The sequence below is a fragment of the Brevibacterium sp. S111 genome (assembly GCF_004745075.1).
GTDB lineage: Bacteria > Actinomycetota > Actinomycetes > Actinomycetales > Brevibacteriaceae > Brevibacterium.
This window is the reverse complement of the sequence record NZ_RHFH01000009.1, coordinates 101,908-119,813: the sequence shown is the minus strand read 5'-3', so window position 1 is coordinate 119,813 and position 17,906 is coordinate 101,908. Positions and strand designations below refer to the sequence as shown.

15 protein-coding genes are annotated in these 17,906 nt (G+C 63.6%); 11 read left to right on the top strand and 4 right to left on the bottom strand.

What is annotated here, in order from left to right; translation table 11 throughout:
- The 4 genes from EB836_RS11905 (at window position 1) to EB836_RS11890 (ending at window position 2,877) form a co-directional block, all read left to right on the top strand.
- Window positions 1-786 (top strand): electron transfer flavoprotein subunit beta/FixA family protein, encoded by a 786-nt coding sequence (locus EB836_RS11905; protein ID WP_135540658.1) that lies wholly within the window; start codon window positions 1-3, stop codon window positions 784-786.
- Window positions 786-1,802, top strand: a complete 1,017-nt coding sequence (locus EB836_RS11900) for an electron transfer flavoprotein subunit alpha/FixB family protein (protein WP_240689923.1) — start codon at window positions 786-788, stop codon at window positions 1,800-1,802. Before EB836_RS11905 ends, EB836_RS11900 begins: the two co-directional genes overlap by 1 nt.
- Window positions 1,803-1,940: 138 nt before the next feature.
- Window positions 1,941-2,336, top strand: a complete 396-nt coding sequence (locus tag EB836_RS11895) for a thioesterase family protein (RefSeq protein ID WP_135540655.1) — start codon at window positions 1,941-1,943, stop codon at window positions 2,334-2,336.
- A gap of 142 nt (window positions 2,337-2,478) precedes the next feature.
- Entirely contained in the window at window positions 2,479-2,877 is a 399-nt protein-coding gene (locus tag EB836_RS11890; protein WP_135540653.1) for a VOC family protein, read from the top strand.
- A 14-nt stretch (window positions 2,878-2,891) separates the two neighbouring features.
- Here the strand turns inward: EB836_RS11890 and EB836_RS11885 are convergent, their stop codons facing one another.
- Window positions 2,892-3,617 carry a helix-turn-helix domain-containing protein gene (locus EB836_RS11885; protein ID WP_135540651.1) on the bottom strand — a complete coding sequence of 242 codons (726 nt, stop codon included), beginning with the start codon at window positions 3,615-3,617 and terminating at the stop codon, window positions 2,892-2,894.
- Between the two features lie 130 nt (window positions 3,618-3,747).
- Between EB836_RS11885 and EB836_RS11880 the strand changes: the two genes are divergently transcribed.
- The 6 genes from EB836_RS11880 to erm all read left to right on the top strand — a co-directional run bounded on the left by EB836_RS11880 (window position 3,748) and on the right by erm (window position 10,335).
- Window positions 3,748-4,320, top strand: coding sequence for an HAD domain-containing protein (locus tag EB836_RS11880; protein ID WP_135540783.1), 573 nt, complete (start codon window positions 3,748-3,750; stop codon window positions 4,318-4,320).
- The gene (locus EB836_RS11875) at window positions 4,317-5,108 is read left to right on the top strand and encodes an aspartate/glutamate racemase family protein (protein ID WP_135540649.1); all 792 of its coding nucleotides are present in this window, start codon (window positions 4,317-4,319) and stop codon (window positions 5,106-5,108) included. Before EB836_RS11880 ends, EB836_RS11875 begins: the two co-directional genes overlap by 4 nt.
- Window positions 5,109-5,260: 152 nt before the next feature.
- Window positions 5,261-6,241, top strand: a complete 981-nt coding sequence (locus EB836_RS11870) for a slipin family protein (RefSeq protein ID WP_135540647.1) — start codon at window positions 5,261-5,263, stop codon at window positions 6,239-6,241.
- Between the two features lie 52 nt (window positions 6,242-6,293).
- On the top strand, window positions 6,294-6,890 hold the full coding sequence (locus tag EB836_RS11865) for a DUF308 domain-containing protein (protein ID WP_135540646.1): 597 nt from the start codon (window positions 6,294-6,296) through the stop codon (window positions 6,888-6,890).
- Window positions 6,891-7,269: 379 nt separating this feature from the next.
- Window positions 7,270-8,781: an inorganic phosphate transporter gene (locus EB836_RS11860; RefSeq protein WP_135540644.1), complete on the top strand. Its 1,512-nt coding sequence runs from the start codon at window positions 7,270-7,272 to the stop codon at window positions 8,779-8,781.
- A gap of 414 nt (window positions 8,782-9,195) precedes the next feature.
- Complete coding sequence (gene erm / locus EB836_RS11855) at window positions 9,196-10,335, top strand: 23S ribosomal RNA methyltransferase Erm (protein WP_135540642.1); 1,140 nt, start codon at window positions 9,196-9,198, stop codon at window positions 10,333-10,335.
- 433 nt (window positions 10,336-10,768) lie between these two features.
- Here the strand turns inward: erm and EB836_RS11850 are convergent, their stop codons facing one another.
- The 3 genes from EB836_RS11850 to EB836_RS11840 form a co-directional block, all read right to left on the bottom strand.
- Window positions 10,769-12,166 (bottom strand): IS1380 family transposase, encoded by a 1,398-nt coding sequence (locus tag EB836_RS11850; RefSeq protein ID WP_135540640.1) that lies wholly within the window; start codon window positions 12,164-12,166, stop codon window positions 10,769-10,771.
- Between the two features lie 704 nt (window positions 12,167-12,870).
- Window positions 12,871-16,095, bottom strand: coding sequence for a type I restriction endonuclease subunit R (locus EB836_RS11845; RefSeq protein WP_135540639.1), 3,225 nt, complete (start codon window positions 16,093-16,095; stop codon window positions 12,871-12,873).
- Window positions 16,092-17,204, bottom strand: a complete 1,113-nt coding sequence (locus EB836_RS11840) for an ATP-binding protein (protein WP_240689921.1) — start codon at window positions 17,202-17,204, stop codon at window positions 16,092-16,094. The genes EB836_RS11845 and EB836_RS11840 overlap by 4 nt, the downstream gene beginning before the upstream one ends.
- 162 nt (window positions 17,205-17,366) lie before the next feature.
- Between EB836_RS11840 and EB836_RS18495 the strand changes: the two genes are divergently transcribed.
- The gene (locus tag EB836_RS18495) at window positions 17,367-17,693 is read left to right on the top strand and encodes a hypothetical protein (RefSeq protein WP_240689919.1); all 327 of its coding nucleotides are present in this window, start codon (window positions 17,367-17,369) and stop codon (window positions 17,691-17,693) included.
- The last annotated feature ends 213 nt before the right edge of the window (window positions 17,694-17,906 follow it).

The following is a 17,906-nucleotide window of genomic DNA, read 5'->3' as shown; positions in this document are numbered from 1 at the left end:
ATGAACATCCTCGTGTGCATCAAACGCATCCCCGATATCGCCGGGCAGGTCACCCTTGACGGTGCGGAGACCGGCATCGACGAATCCGGTCTCGGCCACACCATGTCCTCCCATGAGGAATGCGCCGTCGAGCTCGCCATCCAGACCGCCGCGGCCACCGGTGGCAAGGTCACCGTGCTCACCCTGGGCCCTGCCGAGGCGGTCGAACAGCTGCGTGCGGCGGCAGCCGTGGGTGCGAACGACGGGATCCTCATCGAAACGGCCGATCCCGATGCCTTCGGACCCGAGGACATCGCCCAGGTCATCGCCGATGTCGTCCGCGATCGTGCCGAACAGGGCCAGGAGTTCGATCTCGTGCTGCTGGGCAATGATGCTGCCGACACCGGCGACTTCCAAGTGCCGATCCGGCTCGCCTACGAACTCGAATACCCGGTGCTCACGAGCATCCAGACACTGAGCCCCACGGATGGCTCGGCCGCCTCGGGCGGGATCGAGGCCCGCGGGATCGGGCCGGCCGGTGCCGAGCTCTTCTCCGTCGACCTGCCCGCCGTCATCGCCGTCCAGGAGGGCGGAGTCGACCCCCGCTACCCCTCGATCACCGGGCGGATGAAGGCGAAGAAGGCGCCCATCGCCGAATACGACGCACCCGATCCCGGAGCGGGCAATCCACGGATGAGGCTCGAGCTGCCGCCGGAGAAGACGAGTGCGGTGACCATCCTCGGCGAGGGCCCCGATGCGGCACCCGCCTTGGTCGATGTTCTGGAAGAGATCGGGGTGCTTCGGTGATGACTCTCGTATTCGTCGAAACAGATGAGACCGGTGCGGTGCAGCTGACTTCCGCCGAGGCGGTCACCTTCGCCCGCATCCACGCCGCCACCCTCACCTCCTTGCTACCCGACGGCGGCGCAGCAACCTCGCGCGAGGTATCTGGGACGCCGTCGGGTAGTCCTGAAGGGGTGGTGGTGGGGCCGCTCAGCGACGCCGCCGTCGACGAGCTGGGGCGGCTGGGGGTGAGCGTCATCCACCACCTCCAGCATCCCGATCTCGAGGAGTACTCGGCGGCGGCCTGGGCGCAGGCCATCGTCGACATCGCCCCTGAGTCCGGCACACTGCTGGCTTCGGGAACACCTCGAGGAATGGAGCTCATGGCCCACGTCGCGGTGCGCACCGGTGAGCGGATGGCGGCGAATGTCATCGCCGTCGACGAGGAGGGGCTGCTGCGGCAGGTCTACGGCGGGACGGCGTTCGAACGGCTCCGGCTCGACGGCGACCTGCAGGTCCTCACGGTCGCCGGTCACGCCTGCTCTCCCGAGGAGACCGCGCCGACGACACCGCAGATCTACGACTACGAGCTCGAGGTCACCGAGGAGGACCTGCGCACCCGAGCGACACGGACCGAGGCCGAGGCCGCCGACGACACCTCCGGACTGACTCAGGCACGGGCCGTGGTCGGTGCCGGACGCGGGGTCGGTTCGGAGAACGGTTTCGTCGAGGTCCTCGAACTCGTCGACCACCTCGACGGAGCTCTGGGCGTCTCACGGGTGGTCACGGGGCTCGGCTGGCGGCCGCACGCCGAGCAGGTCGGGCAGACCGGCAGCCGGATCTCACCCGATGTCTACATCGCCTGCGGGATCTCCGGGGCCATCCAGCACATGGCCGGGATCGAGGGCGCGAAGACCCTCATTGCGATCAACACCGACGAAGAGGCGACCATGGTCCAGCGCGCGGACTACGCGATCATCGGCGATCTCCATGAGGTCGTCGGCGCCGTCAACGAGGAGATCCGCAACCGCCGAGGCTGAGGCTCGCTTCCTCCATGTGGGCCGTCACGGGCCAGGCGGGATTTCCCATTCGGAACTCTCTCCTGATTAACTGTGGAACGATCGTTCAGTTCGAGCACCGCTGCGCTCACGGCTGCCGCAGCGGACATGGAGGCATGCGTGAAGACATTCGAATACTCGCCCGAGGTCCGCTGGTCGGATCAGGACATGCTCGGGCACGTGAATAACGCACGGCTGATCACCATCGTCGAAGAGTGCCGTGTGCGGTGGATGCATGGGATCCGGGCCGGTCACATCACCGGCGGGGGTCTGCTCGTGGCCCACCAGTCCATCGATTACCTCGTGCCCGTCATGTACGGACCGAAGCTGACGATGACCGTGACGGTGAAGAAGCTCGGAAACTCCTCGTTCACCGTCAACACCCGGGGAGACCAGGATGGACGTCAGGTCTTCGACCATGACTGCGTGCTCGTCCACATCGACCGGGACACCTCCGAACCGACCCCGCTGACGTCCGATCTGCGCGCCGTGTTCGGGGAGTACCTGCAGGACTGAGCCTCGCCGCAGCGGCGACTGCTCCGCTCGCCCGAGGTTCACCGAGACTGCCCGGGCGCTTCGAGCCCACACGGACCGTGATGGTGCGAACATGGCCGATCTGTTCATGCTCACCAGCCGCGCTCCCGCATAGCCTGAAGGCATGAAACTCGACGCGATCTCAATCATCACTGCCGATATGCCCACAGCTGTCACCTTCTACTCCGCGCTCGGACTCGAGCTCACCGACGGCGGTCCGGAGGCGCCACACACCGAATTCTCCTCGGGCAGCCTCCGCATCCTCCTCGACACCGAGGCGGTCATGCACAGCATCGACCCCGACTGGACGTGGCCGACCGGCGGCCACAAGATGTCCCTGGCCTTCGACTGCTCCACGCCCGAGGCTGTCGACGCGACCTTCGCCGAACTCACCGGCGAAGCGGCGGGGCCCGCCGTGGCCGGGGTCGTCCACGAACCCTGGGACGCCTTCTGGGGACAGCGCTATGCCGTGGTCTCCGACCCCGACGGCAACAAGGTCGACCTCTTCGCGAGTCTCGGGTAGGCGCGCCGGCCCCGTCACCGCCCGAGCAGGGAGCGCTCATCGCGCCACAGGTGCGCCGCATCCGCGTAGCCGGCGCGCGCCGCAGCCGCGGTGCGGGTGTGGCCGGCAGTGAGGAATGCGCGAGCCGCCTGCCAGCGCAGGACCTTCGTCAGATGCTTCGGCCCGTACCCGAACCACTCCGCTGAGAGCCTGCGCAGCTGTCGGGGCGAGTACGCGAAGTCCGCGGCCACCTCGGCGACGGTCCTTGCCGGTGAGGCCATCCCGGCACCGAGGAGGCCGGCCATATCCATGGGGCGCCGGTCGAAGACGGTGCGGTCTGTCAGGACCGTCGCGATCGCGAGCAGCTCACGGGCGTGCGCACTCATCGGCTCAGCTGCGGCCTCCCCCGCCCGCCGTCGTGGCGAACCCGGCTCGTCGATCCCAGCCGCGCGTGCTTGGGCGGCGGCGACGATGCCCGGGGCGACGACTGCCTCGAGCGGGGTGACGCGATCGGCCAGCTCCGCCGCCGAGGTGGCCAGCAGTTGGGGAAGCACACCCGGACCGAAGCGGAGTCCGATCACGGGTTCTGGGGTGCCGGCGAAGCCGCGAGCGGTCGAATCGGCGCCGGCGATGATGATCGTCGGTCCGATGCGGATGAGGTCCATGCATCCGTCGGGGACGATGAGCGACTCCCCCGGCGTCTGCCCGATCGAGACCCACAGGCTCGCCTGCAAGCGGGGGATGTGGGTCTGTCGGTACACGGACTCGGCTCTCCTCGGCGGTCGGCGGTAAACTCGGAGACGAAATCTGGTGCGGGCGGAAGCGGTCTGCCCCCAGAATAGCGCGCTCGTCTCGCGTCCGGCCGGACGGCGAAGCGAACAGGAAGGAATGATGGCTGCCGCATCCCCGTCGCCGGTCTCGGCTCGCCGGCGAGCACGCCATGTCACCGTCTTCCTCGACGTCGACGGCGTCCTCAACTCCTATCCGGTGCCCAAACTGCGCATCATGACCGAAGGCCGGAAGAAGCTGCGGGCGTGGAACTACGAGCTCCACTACCGAACGGCCGTCGTCGAATTCTTCGATCGCATCGTCGAAACCCATGACGTCGACGTCGTCTGGCTCTCGACCTGGTCAAAGCGGTGCAAGTCCGAACTCGAACCGAAATTCGGTCTGCGCAACTCCTTCGACGTCATCGAAATGCCCGATGAGACCCATAACCGTTTCGCTCACGATCCGCAGCAGTGGTGGAAGGCCCGCGCCATGGAGGACTGGCTGTCCACGCACGAACACGGCCGCGCGATCTGGATCGACGACGACCTGGCCTGGCCGGTCACGCGCGAATACTTCCTCAGCCGGTATTCGACGAACCGACTCAAACTCATCGCCCCGCACTTCGCCCACGGCCTGACGAAGGCCCACCTCAAAGAGATCCGGGAGTTCGCCTACCCGAAGGACGCTTCATGACGCGCATCGGTCTGCTCGATTCCGGACTCGGACTCCTCGGCACCGCCGATGCACTCTTCCACCTCGCTCCCGACGCGGACCTCGTCCTGGCCATGGATCCGGACTTCTCTCCCTACGGCAGCCTGAGCACGGAGACCCTCGAACAGCGGGCCCTGCATTCGGCCGGGGTGCTCGCCGAATGGGAACCCGATGCCATCGTCATCGCCTGCAACACCGCCTCGGTGCAGGCACTCGAGGCCGTGCGCGCCCGCTATGAACCGCGCATTCCCGTCATCGGCACCGTCCCCGCGGTGAAGATGGCCGCCGGCACGGGACAGGACTTCGCGATCTGGGCGACCCCGGCGACCACCGGCAGCGACTACCAACAGAACCTCATAGACTCCTTCGCCGCCGACCTGCACGTGGCTAAGGTCGCCTGCCCGGGATTGGCCGAGGCGATCAACGCCGCCGACCTGGAGAAGATCGACACCGCCATCGAGGATGCCTTCACCCAAATGGGGCCGGGAATGGAGACCGTGGTGCTCGGCTGTACCCATTACGGACTCGTCGCTGACCGCATCATGGCCGCCCGCGCGGGCGCCCTCACCGTCTTCGACTCCCCGATGCCGGTGGCCAAACAGACACTGCGCCGCATCGGCCTCGAACCCGCGGGAATCGGCGAGGAACAGCCGGGCACCGGACGCGTGCTCGCCACCTTCGCTTCCGGGCGCCGGGTGAACCTGCCCACCTCACTGGCGGCCTACCCGGCCGGCAAACGACTGCTGGCCCGAGAGTCGCAGGAGGGCTGAGCGCCCCACCCCCTCTCAGGGTGAGCCGTCGACGCCCCTCCCACGAAACCCCGCGCTCGGCAAAAGTTTCGTGATTATAACCGACCCTGCCATCAGAGGCAAACGAGTGCTAAAATGAGGGGACCGTCAGTCGTCAAAGGAGGCGATTCGACATGTTGGCGCTCGGAATCCTTGCCGCACTTGTCGCACTCGGAGCCATCACGCTGGGAAACAGCCTGAGGATCGTCAAACAGTATGAGCGCGGGGTGGTCTTCCGCCTCGGCAGAGTGAATGCCGAGCCCAAACCTCCCGGGCTGACGGCGATCATCCCGTTCGTCGACAACCTGCAGAAGGTCAATCTCCAGATCGTCACGATGCCGATTCCCGCTCAGGAGGGCATCACCCGCGACAACGTCACCGTCCGCGTCGACGCCGTCATCTATTTCAAGGTTGTCGATCCGCGCAAGGCCGTCGTCGATGTCGAGGACTATCAGCTCGCCGTCGGGCAGGTCGCGCAGACCTCGCTGCGGTCGATCATCGGCCAGAGCGAACTCGACGATCTGCTCACCAACCGCGAACGCCTCAACCAGGGCCTGGCGATCATGATCGACAATCCCGCCGTCGACTGGGGCATCCACATCGACCGCGTCGAGATCAAGGACGTGGCCCTGCCGGAGACGATGAAGCGGTCGATGTCGCGCCAGGCCGAAGCCGAACGCGAACGCCGCTCGCGCGTCATCATCGCCGATGGTGAGCTGCAGGCGTCGAACAAGCTCGCCCAGGCCTCCGAGGCGATGGCCCACACCCCATCCGCCCTCCAGCTGCGCCTGCTGCAGACCATCGTCGAAGTCGCCGCCGAACGGAATTCGACCCTCGTCCTGCCCTTCCCCGTCGAACTGCTCCGGTTCCTCGAAGGCAACACTCCGACCTCGCCTCCGACCACCGAGGAGGGGGCGAAGCCCGATCCCAACTCCGCCGAGGCGGAGGCGACGTCCGCCCCGGACGCGGCCGCGGCGAACACCGCACCGACCACCGACCTCGACGCCATCGTCCAAGCGATGTCCGAATCGCTCAAACTCACCGGCCTCATGCCCGAGCAGGAGCGCACGACCTCGGACACCGCGGAGGCGGAGAAGCATCTCGGGCACGCCTGATCGAGACCGTCCTCTTCAGCATCCGTCCAAATCCGAGGATTAGGCTGAGGCCATGGACCTCAAGCGCACAGGAAGAACAGTCATCGTCAACGGCGTCATCGCCCTCGTGATGGGTGTGCTGATGATGGCTTGGCCCGGTGCCTCCGCCGAGGTGGTCGTGCGGATCTTCGCCTGCTGGCTCGCCGTCATCGCCGTCTCCTCCCTCGTGTTCGCCCCGCGAGGAGGACGCACCGGCAGCCTGGTCACGCGTGCGGTTCTGCTCATCCTCCTCGGCGTGCTCATCTTCCTCACCCCGATGCTGTTCGCCTCGATGGTCACGGTGCTCACCGGCTTCGCGATCGTCTTCTTCAGCATCCTCGCTCTCACCGTGTCCTTCTTCATCCGACGCATCGGTGTCGGGTCCTGGTGGGTGCTCACGACCATCGGCATCCTCGGCATCATCCTCGGCGCGTTCTTCCTCTTCGCCCCGAGCGCCGGGGTGACCGCGCTGATCTTCACTCTCGCCGCGTTCATCATCCTCGTCGGCATCGCCCTCATCGCTCTCGGTCGGCGCCTGCGCAGCACTGCCCGGCAGATGCAGGCCGATCCGCACCGCAACCGTCCCGACGACGGCGGCGGGGACGTCATCCGCGGCGAGATCATCGACTGAGTCCGGCCGCCTCGGCGAGCCTCTCCCCTCTCTTCTGACTTCTGCGATCGGGCCCGCGCATGTCCGGGCCCGGTCACGTCTGTGGGCCCGCTTCCGCTGCCGCGGCCCCGTCTCGGGGTTTCGTGGCCGTTGTCACAGCCGGTCTTTCCTCCTGCCCCAACCGACCTCACCACCTCCCGCGCGAACCCGCTCGCATAGCATCTGACCTGGAATTTCGCGTGAACCTCAGGCGAATTGCACCGAATGTGCATGTTCATTTCGCGCGCGTCCGATTCGGTGTTCACCTTCCGTTCACCTTTCCCGTAACCTGGCGGTCATTCGGCCTGCGAATCATGGGAGCAGACACAGCCTGCATCCAGACCTTCGCTAGGAGATTCGAATGACCCAGGTTCTGGCCCCGGAGCGCCGCACTCCGCCGCCTGCCCTCGGCCGCAGCAATGATCGCCTCTGGCATCTGGCCTTCGGCGGCCTGCTCGCGATCACCCTCATCGCCTTCACCCTGTGGTCCTTCGACTTCGTCGGTCGCGACGCACCGCGCATGGTGCTCGTCACCACTGTCATCTTCGGCGCCTTCATGGCGTTCAACATCGGCGGCAACGATGTCGCCAACGCCTTCGGGACCTCCGTCGGAGCCGGCACACTGACGATGAAGCAGGCACTGCTCATCGCTGCGGTCTTCGAAGTCAGCGGTGCCCTGCTGGCCGGCGGCGACGTCACCGACACGGTCAAGAGCGGAATCGTCGACCTCAGCGGAGTCGCGATCAACCCGATGGATTTCGCGTTCATCATGATGGCCGCCCTCCTCGGTGCCGCACTGTGGCTGCTCGTGGCAACCCGGATGGGCTGGCCGGTGTCGACGACGCATGCGATCATCGGCGGCATCATCGGAGCTTCGCTGACGATCGGCTTCGTCACCGGCACCGGCGGGCTCTCCATGGTGCAATGGTCCGAGGTCGGCCAGATCGCGATCTCCTGGGTGCTGTCGCCCGCGCTCGGCGGACTCGCTGCGTTCTTCATCTACGGGCTGATCAAGAAGTACGTGCTCGGCAATGCGCTGTCACACACCCTCAAGCCACATATGCTCTCCGCCGTCGCTCCGGCCGAAGGCTCCGTCGACGCCCAGATCGACTTGGAGACCACCGGGTCGGACGTCACAGGAGCCGGTACGGGTGCGATCGGCACTCACTCGGCTCTGCAGCGCTGGGTTCCGCTCATCGCTGCCGCCGGTGCGGTCATCATCACCGCGATGCTGCTGTTCAAGGGTCTGACGAATCTCGACATGAGCGTGTCCACCGTCGGCGGAGTCCTCGTCATGGCCATGATCGGCGTGGCCGTGTGGCTGGCCGTGTTCGTCTTCGCCAAGACCCTGCGCAAGCAGACCGTGCCCCGCGCGACCTATATCCTGTTCTCCTGGATGCAGGTGTTCACCGCCTCCGCGTTCGCCTTCAGCCACGGTTCGAACGACATCGCGAACGCCGTCGGCCCTTTCGCCGCCGTCCTCGATGTGCTCCGCACCGACAGCATCAACGCCGAGGCGACCGTTCCGTTCGCGGCCATGCTCACCTGCGGAATCGCCCTCATCGTCGGTCTTTGGTTCATCGGTCGGAAGGTCATCGCGACCGTCGGAACGAACCTCACCGAGATCCACCCTGCCTCCGGATTCGCCGCGGAGCTCGCGGCCGCCGGAATCGTCATGGCCGCCTCGGTGAGTGGACTGCCCGTGTCCTCGACGCACATCCTCATCGGCGCGATCATCGGTGTCGGCCTGGTCAACCGGTCGGCGAACTGGAAGCTCATGAAGCCGATCGCCCTGGCCTGGGTCATCACCCTGCCGGCAGCGGCCGCCATCGGTTCGATCGGAGTGCTCGTCCTGCGCACCCTCATGGGCTGATACCCGTTCTGAACACGCCCCGCCGACTTCACTGAGAATTCGGCGGGGTAATTTTTTCGTCCACACCCTGGTGGGCGCGAGAGGACCCGTGCTATCTTATTCGGCATGGGAACATTGAACAGCAGCGCAATGACTGCGCCTTGCTTCTACATTCGTCACCGCCGCGCTGTCAGCGCGCTCGACGAAGATTCTGTGATCGGCTGACCGACGACGGCCGCCTCGATCTCCTCCTGCAAGCGCGTTGTCCTCCCGGATCGTCATCGGCATCCGGGTGCTGCGGCAATCGGCTGATCCTTTTCCGTCCCCACTGACCGTTTTGATCGTCAATGATCGACCAGGTCATCGCGGACCGATCTGACTCACCACCATTGCGCTGCCTCGGGTGCCTCCACCTTCTTTCTGGAGCACATCCCATTGCGACCCCACACGACACGTACACACTCGACACATTCGAAGTCGAGACATTCACGGTCGAAGCACGGCGGGCGACACGAACTCGGCCAGAACTTCCTCCGCTCACGCACCACTATCGACACGATTGCGAGCCTGGCTCGCTCCACCTCCGGACCGATCATGGAGATCGGCCCCGGCGACGGAGCAGTCACGACCAAGCTCTACCGGCTCGGCCGAGAGCTCACACTCGTCGAACTCGACGAAACGAGGCTTGATCACCTTGAAGACTCATTCCCGCGGGCCGAGGTCCGGCACGCCGACATCCTGACCACCCGGCTCGACCGGCCGGTCATCGTCGGCAATCTGCCGTTCCACCTCACCACCCCCATTCTCCGCAGACTGCTGCGCTCGAGTCAGTGGCAGCAGGCCATCCTGCTCACCCAATGGGAGGTGGCCCGCAAACGTGCCGGAGTCGGCGGATCGACCATGATGACCGCCCAATGGGCACCATGGTTCGACTTCCGCCTCGTATCACGCGTCCCCGCGGATGCATTCACCCCGAAACCCAGCGTCGATGGCGGCATCTTCACCATCGATCGCTGTCCCACCGGATCGATCCCAGCCGGTGTTCGATCCGATTATCAACAGTTCGTCCGGTCGGTCTTCACCGGCCGCGGGCGAGGAATGAAAGGAATCCTCTCAACGATGAGCATCACCGATCACCGCACGCTGCAATCGACCATGGACCGCAACGACATCAGAGGAGACACCTTGCCCAAGGACCTCACCCCCGACCAGTGGACCGGACTGTTCACCGAGCTGACCGCCGATTCCGGCCGCACAGAGACCACGGCCTCGCAGAAGACTGCGAAGTCCGCACAGCGCCGAACGGATCCGAAGAAGGGAAAGACCATGCGAAAGAACAGAAAACCCAATCAGAACCCCATCACCGAGGCGGTCCCGGAGAAGCCGTTGATCACCGGGGAGCTGCCCATCATCGGCGCCGAACAGGCGACCGAGAAGCTGCAGGCGTCCATCCCGGGTGCCGATCCGAAGGCGAAGAGCCATGACAAGGGTCATCTGCAGGCCGAACGCGGTTTCATGAATCAGCATCAGAAGCCGCAGCAGCCTCAACCGAGGTGGAATCTCCCGCGCAGGTGAAATAACCCTGCAAGGCGTCCCGGTTCGAGGTACCAACTTCGCGCCGGGACGCTGCTTCAGTCACACAGCGCGGTCGTGTACCCGCCACTCGACGGGGCCGGATCCTGCGACTGGGAGAACGCCCTCGTAGTTCAGGTTCCCGGTCTCCTTGGACCTAGCCAGTATTCTGCCTACGTCGGCTAAGGAGTATGGTTGTCAGCTCTCTCACCGTCTTCGGCGATCAAGAATCTGTGGTCTGGTCTTTCATGAGTTCTCTCCACTAGCCTCGATTTTTCATGGTGTGGCTCGCGCCCATGATTCTCGCGCTATGGAGCGCATTCGGTTCCGGTTGTGCCATTCGGGTATGACGCGACCACCGTGTCTCGCCACGGTTCGGCGGGGACCCAACCCCCAGTGGTTTCCTCTACTCGAACGGACACTGACACCAGGACGATTATCCCGGCTCGGGTCCCGGCAAGGTACGCAGTCGGTTCAGGCCGGCGACGATGTCTTGAGCGAACCGGGCAGTTTTCTTCATATGCACCACGGCCCGGCGAGCGGTCCTCGCGATCGTGGCCGGCACGGTGTAGATGTGCATGCGCAGTCTCTTCGGCTCCCACCTGCGAATCTGTTCATCGGCGAAGGCCAACAGTCCGCTCCAGGCTTGCAAATCACCGGCGAGAGCGACGATGGCCAACCAGATCCGATTCTGGTCGAAGCCCTTGAGTGGGAAGTTTTGCAGCCCGGTGTCTTTGGCGATCCGGATCCGGTCCTCGCATCTGGCCCGGCAGCGGTGACGGACTTCCAGATCAGCCAGCTGGCCACCGGTCGTGTTCGTCGCGAACGCGGTCAGTCGGTATCCGTCGACATCGTCAAATCGCAGTTGGGCACCCGGGTGGGGACGTTCACGGCGGACGATGATTCGCATCCCGTCCGGCCAATCATCGAGGTCAAGGACACTGGTGAGTTCGGCAACATCGGCCCCTTTACGGGGACAACCGTCGGTGTCGTAGGCCGGCTCCCACGCTTTCAGTTTCGTCAGCTGGCGGTAGAGGTCGGGCATCGTCGTCGGCAGCATGAATCCGATCGAATACGACAGACGCCTCTTGGTGAGGAAGTTCAGGAAAGCGTGGGTGCCGCCAGCAGTATCAGTGCGGATGAGGACCGATTTCCCCGGACGAGGTTTGCCGCCGGGCAGGCCAGCAAGAACTTCTTTGACCAGTGTGATGTGGTCGGCGGCGGTATTCGAACCCGCATTACCGGGACGCAGCAGCCCAGCAACGGGTTCGCCACAGCCTGGTCTTCCGTGGTCGATGAACGCCAGCAGGAGATGGAACCCGAATCCCTTCTTATAGGTGGGTTTCGCGTCTTCCTTCTCACTGTGAGCGGTGACCAAGGTGGCATCGATATCGACGATCAGCGGAGTCGAAGCATCTGTCTCGTGGTTTGGTGCCTGAGCCCCGGAGAGTTCCCACACCCGGGCACGCGCCGCCGCCCGAGCAGTGTTGAGAGCAGCCAGTACTCGATCGGCGTCGGCGGCGAGGGTGCGGATGAGGCGGGTGATCGTCGGGTTCGATGCCACTGGGCCGTAGAGGTCGGGTTCGTCGCGGAGGACGGAGCTATCGGAGAGGGCGTCGCCGCCGAGTGCGAGGGTGATGGCGATGTCGGTGAGGATCTTGGCGGGGTCGTGGATGGCGAAGGGTTTCTTCCACGCTGCCAGAGCCTGCTTCAGGTAGTGGCCAAGCCCGCTGGTGTGCACGGTTTCAGTCAGCAGCATACCGCCGGCTTGCCCGACAGCATTGCTGAGCGCGGTATCGACGTGCAAGCGAGGATAGCTGCGGGTAGGCTTCACTGTGAGAGTGCTCCTTTTCCAACGGGTTCTGGTTGTCTTCGCAAACACCATTATCCCTGGTCAGGAGCACTTTTCTTCTGTCAGTCCACCATCCGGTCGATCCTAATCATGAAAACTCGAGGCTAGTTCTTCGAGAGCTTCGACCCCTCGCTTTTCGAGCCTGCGAAGTTGTCCAATCCGGTCTCCGATCCTCTTCAGCCTTTGCTCGATGTCACGGTCGCTTCGTGTCGTGTCAACCCTGTATCGAAGTCCTGTGAGGTCAAGGACGATGGATTCGCAATACTGCTTTCGTCGGTCTGGACCGAAATAGCGGATCGTACCGGTCAATCGGTCGGGCGCCACCACTTCGCCCTTCCTTCGATGCTCATCGAGCATGTTCCTATACAAGGAACGTCGAGAGTCCCCTGGACCGAACGTCAATCCCGGTCCTTGATACATCCGTCGGATGTACGAACCGTAGTTGTTCCTATTCGGCTCAGCGCTACTCAGGGAACTGTCGAATTCGATGGTCACGTTATATGCCGCGCTCTGGCCGAAATTTTCCACGACAAAGTACATTCGACTCGAAGCCATTGCTTCAACAAACTTGACAGTGACATACGGCCGTGAACGATCGCGACTGTCCCTTGCGCTCCGAACCATCGTGATCACAGCAATTACTGTTGTCACCAAAATACTTATGACTCCGACAAGCCCCGGGTCGATCATGCCGCCTGCACCTTAGCCAGCTCCTCCATCTGATCGATGACCAGCTGGATCGCCTCTTTGCGCCGATCCGGCGGGTACTTGTGCCGGATGAGCAGCAGTTTCACAGATGTCCGCAGCTTGGCGCGAACGTCGTCGCGCACAGTCCAGTCGGTCTTGACATCACGCTGCATGATTCCCACGAGTTCCCGGGCGATCTGCGCCAATGTGTCCGCGCCCTGGCTCTGCACTGCGGATTCGTTCTCCGCCACCGCATCATAGAAGGCCAGCTCCTTCCAGTCCAGAGGCGGATCGAACTGCTGACCACGGTTGCCTTCGTCGGCCACCTCGCGCGCGAGCTCCACGAGCTCTGCGATCACCTCGGCCGAGGTCAGCTGCTGATTCGTGTACCTGTTCATCAGCTCTCGGATCCGCTCGGCAAATGCCTTCTGCCGCACGAGGTTGCTCTTCGTCAGCTGCGTCGCCCGGTCGGTGAGTACATCCCTGAGTGCTTCGATGGCCAGGTGGGGAGTCGGAGACTTCTGGGCTTGGTGGGTGAGATCCGGGGTCAGGTCCTGCAGCGACGGTTTCGCGAGCCCCGCGGCCTCGTAGATGTCAACGATCTCCCCAGCATGGGTCGACTCCTCCAGCAGGCCCGCGAGCATCAGCTCGACGTCCTCGGATACCGGGCGTCCCGAGGCCTGCCGCTCCTGAGCGTCGAACTTCGCCATCCACACGCGCACCTCTTCGTAGAACTGCGCATCCGCACGCCTGTCTTTGAGTTCGTCGGAACCTCGGGCCAGTGCCCATGCTCGTGCCAGACTTCCGGACAGGCGCCGATAGTTCTCGGCCAGCCCCGAGTCCTCAGCTGCATCCGTGTCCGAAGAGTTCTCGGTGCCGTCGTCGCCGAGCCCTCGAGGCTGTTGTGCCAGGGTCACATTCGCATGCGCGGGATCGCGCAGATAGTTCGTCAACCCTAGAGCAGCCTTGATGTGACTGCCGGGCTGTCCGTCGAGTTTCGCCCGCCAGTCGTATCCGGCGCACAAAGTGTCCAAAGCATCGAGGAACTCGTGAACGACTCGCACCGCATCGTCGAATTTGCGCCCCATCGGCTCGGTTTCCTGATCACGCGCCGTGTATTCGGCCAGCGCGTTGCGCAGGTTGTTCGCGATCGGAGCATAGGCAACCATGAGTCCGTCGGTTTTGCCCCGATAGGTGCGATTCACTCGCGCCAGGGTCTGCATGAGCAGCGCGTTCTTCAGAGGCCGGTCCAGGTACAGCGTGTGCAGCTGCGGGGCGTCGAAGCCGGTGAGCATCATGTCCTTGACGATGACGAGTTCGAGTTCGTCGTCGACGTCTTTGATGCGCTTCTGAATCGTCTTGTTCTGCCCCTGCCTCCGGCGATGCTTCGCGATGAGTCCGGAATCCGAAGAATTCGATGAGTAGACGACCTTGATCTTGCCGGCGTCGACGTCGTCGCTGTGCCAATCCGGGCGCAATTCGATGATCTCTTCATAGAGTCGGGCGCAGATCTCACGCGTGGCGCAGACGATCATCGCCTTGCCAGGTGCGGCGATGAATGGCCGCATCGATTCCGAACGCTGTTCCCAGTGCTCGACGATATCGGCGGCCAGCAGCTGCAGCCGTTCGTGGTTGCCGTAGACGGAGTTGATCACGGCGACCGACTGCTCCACGCGGGTGCGTTCGACATCGTCGAGGCCCGCGGTCGCCTCGTCGGCCGAGGTGTTGAGGTCGTCTTCGGAGACCTCTTGCCCCAGTCCCATCTCGATCAGGCGCGGCTCGTAGACGACCGGGACCGTGGCGCCGTCGCTGACGGCCCGGGAGAGGTCATAGGTGTCGATGACATCGCCGAACACCTCTTGGGTGTTGCGGTCGGCGAAGGAGATCGGGGTGCCGGTGAATGCGATGAATGAGGCTCTGGGCAGGGCGTCGCGAATGTGTCGGGCGAAGCCGTCGAGCTCGTCATAGTGGGACCGATGTGCTTCATCGACAATGACGATGATGTTCCGGCGATTGCTCAGTTCCGGGTGGTCGAGCCCGTCGGCGCGTTCGCTGTCGGTGCGACCGAACTTCTGCAGCGTGCTGAAATAGATCCCACCCGTGGCCTTATGGGTCAGCGCCTCCCGGAGTTCCCGCCGGGAGGAGATCTTGACCGGATTTTCGGCTAGAAGTTGGGAGCGGTCGAAGGTTTCGAACAGCTGGGAGTCGAGTTCGGTTCGGTCCGTGACGACGACGATCGTCGGATTCTTCAGTTCGGGTCGGATCGCGACGAGATGGGCGTACAGTTCCATCTCCATGGACTTGCCCGATCCCTGCGTATGCCACACGACCCCCGCACGACCGTCGCTGCGCACCGCCTCGACGGTAGTGCCGACCGCCTTGGTGACCGCGAAGTACTGGTGCGGTTTGGCGACCCGTTTGGCCAGACCGTCCGCGCCTTCGTCGAAGGCCACGAAGTTGCGGATGATCTGTCCGAATCGCTCCTGATTGAACACCCCGTCGATGAGCACTTCGCTGCCGAGGCTCGCTCCCGTATCCGTGTGGTCGCGGCCGAGTGCAACCACCGCGCCGTCGTCGTCGACATTCCATGGTGAGTAGTGGTTGAAGGGGGTGAATGGGGTCCCATATTTCGCGTTCACTCCGTCGCTGACGACGGTGAGGGCGCAGCAGGAGAAAGCGTCGGGGAATTCCCGCAGGTACGTCTGCAGTTGCGCGTAGGCCTCTCGTTCGCCTGTGTTCGCGTCGCCGGCCCGTTTGATCTCCATGATCACCAGCGGGAACCCGTTGACGTAGAGAACGATGTCGAAGCGTCGTTCGATCTCACGGTTGCGGATCGTCACCTGGTTGATCGCCAGGTAGGAGTTGTCCTCGGGACGGTGGCTGAAGAGGCGGATCGTCGGGTTCTGTTCGGTTCCGTCGGCATCGATGTAGGAGATGCCGCGATAGCCATGGGTCAGGTATCCGTGGAACCTGAAGTTCTCCGCAATCGGATCCGCCGAGGCGGCCGCGAGGATCTCTCCCAGCGCTTCGTCGAGGTACCGCGGAGGAACGCCCGGGTTGAGCGTGCGCAGGGCCTGAGCTGCCCGAGTCTTGAGGACGAGGCCGTCCCATTCCGTCCGCCCATCGGTCTGCCCGGGTATGACCTCCGGGCCCGGTACGTGCTCCCACCCGTTCTCGACGAGGCGGTCGATGTGAAAGGTCTCCCATTCGGATTCGGGGATCATACTTCCTCGTTTCTGGCGATGAGGCGATAACTCTGTTTGGAACTCGACTGCGTGCCGACCCGTTCGACGATCCCTCGTTCCATCAGGGTTCTCAGCCGACGCCACACAGTGGTGTGACTCAAGCCCAATTGCGATGCGATCTCACTTGTCAGCGCATGGCCTGCACCAAGAGCCTGAACCACGGCATCGAGTTGCCCATCGATCCCGGGCTGACGAGACTGCATTTGTGAAGGTATCGCAGCAGCCATCGTCGGTTCGCCGGGCACAAGGTGGTAGCTGGCGTATCGTCTGCCGCCCTTGATTTCGGCTATTCGTCGATCAACAAGGTCTTTGAGGACGGCTCGGGCTTCGTCACCGGGCACGCTCCAGCCTTTGAGCATGGCGACGTTTGTTCGTCCGGCATTGATCATCATCGCGATCGCCAGATGATGAGTGTCCGACAGCCCGGCAAGACCCAGTCGGTTGATCCGGTCCATTGTCTGTGTCGACAACAGTGCCGTCCTCTGCATCGTCACTGTGAGGTGTCCTGGTGAAACGTCGAACTCGGGCGGAGACATTCCGACCGCTCTGAGTGCCGCTGTCACTCTGACCAGACCGGTTCCGCGGTTTTCAACGATGGTCTCCTTCTCCCCGATCACAGGCATATCGGAGAGGAGCTTCGCCAAAGTGGCATTTCGGGAGGTCGAGCCACCTTCGTCAGTGCCCAGCGATTCTGCCGCCACTTCCCCGTACAGTCCTCCGGGACTCCGCACTTCCAGTCGATCCGGGAACAGTTCGATCTGAATCTGGGTCCCCCGGGATTCCGGACTGTAGTCGCGATGAAGCAGGGCATTGGCGAAGACCTCACGCAGAGCTTCGATCGGGTAGTCATAGCGGTCTTCGCGTCCGATTCCGTGAATGATCGCGGCTCGGCTCATGTGTTTGCGCATTGCGTCTATAGCCGCGTCAAGCTGATCGGGAATCGGACCGTCCAGGCTGAGGTTGTCGTAGAAGCGTTCCCCGGACGGCCCCAGGCTCGCTCGATCACGTCCAGGAAAGACTACGAACGAGATGAACAACTGAGGGAAGAACTGCTGAGGGTATTTTCCGACGGTCAGCAGTCCTGCCAAGGTGGGGCGAGTCTCTCCGCCGGCGGTCGTGAGAACCCCCAGTCCTGTCAGCACTTCGTCCTCGTTCTGGCCTTTGAACGCGCGCGGAGTGCGCTCTGTGGCCCTCTTGACGAGTTCGGTGCAGAGCTCGTCATCAAGGTGCTCTCTGCTTGCCTCCGCGACTTGTTCGCGGTCGTGAGTCTGCTGAATCGTATTCGTGAGCAGCTGGGTGACCTCATAGCCGGTCAGCTTCCGATCACCGTCCCCGCTGCGGATGAAAGAGCCCTGGTGCGCGCCACGGTCTGTGAGGTGGCAGGGTTTGTCCTTGGGCAGTGCTTCGGAAACAACAATGCGGACAATGGCGGAGCCCTCGAATTCGAGGACTTCGACTTCATCTCGAATCGGAGGTGTCAGTTTGTCAGCGCACGCACCGGCGAGAGCATCACGTATCGCAGCGGCGTCGAAGCCGTCAGCTGCGGTGAAGTCGGCCGATTCGTCGATGCCGAGTAAGACAGTTCCGCCCTGACCGTTGGCAAAAGCGCTCAAGGTCTCCGGAACCGTCTTCGGAAGCTTTCCGACCGAGGCCTTGACCTCGACATCGGCTGGCTCCACCCCAAGCGTCCGGAGGCGATGCACGGCTGCAGTCAGTTCAGCGTCTTGCACCTTTTCACCGACCTCCCTCCTTTTCAGAAACCTTACCACCTTTTCAATTCAGTGAAAGAG

What these genes read in the sequence shown, in the direction of transcription:
- EB836_RS11905 (WP_135540658.1), top strand. Translation starts at nt 1, where the DNA reads ATGAACATCCTCGTGTGCATCAAACGCATCCCCGATATCGCCGGGCAG.
- EB836_RS11900 (WP_240689923.1), top strand. Translation starts at nt 786, where the DNA reads ATGACTCTCGTATTCGTCGAAACAGATGAGACCGGTGCGGTGCAGCTG.
- EB836_RS11890 (WP_135540653.1), top strand. Translation starts at nt 2,479, where the DNA reads ATGAAACTCGACGCGATCTCAATCATCACTGCCGATATGCCCACAGCT.
- EB836_RS11880 (WP_135540783.1), top strand. Translation starts at nt 3,748, where the DNA reads ATGGCTGCCGCATCCCCGTCGCCGGTCTCGGCTCGCCGGCGAGCACGC.
- EB836_RS11875 (WP_135540649.1), top strand. Translation starts at nt 4,317, where the DNA reads ATGACGCGCATCGGTCTGCTCGATTCCGGACTCGGACTCCTCGGCACC.
- EB836_RS11870 (WP_135540647.1), top strand. Translation starts at nt 5,261, where the DNA reads ATGTTGGCGCTCGGAATCCTTGCCGCACTTGTCGCACTCGGAGCCATC.
- EB836_RS11865 (WP_135540646.1), top strand. Translation starts at nt 6,294, where the DNA reads ATGGACCTCAAGCGCACAGGAAGAACAGTCATCGTCAACGGCGTCATC.
- EB836_RS11860 (WP_135540644.1), top strand. Translation starts at nt 7,270, where the DNA reads ATGACCCAGGTTCTGGCCCCGGAGCGCCGCACTCCGCCGCCTGCCCTC.
- EB836_RS11845 (WP_135540639.1), bottom strand. Translation starts at nt 16,095, where the DNA reads ATGATCCCCGAATCCGAATGGGAGACCTTTCACATCGACCGCCTCGTC.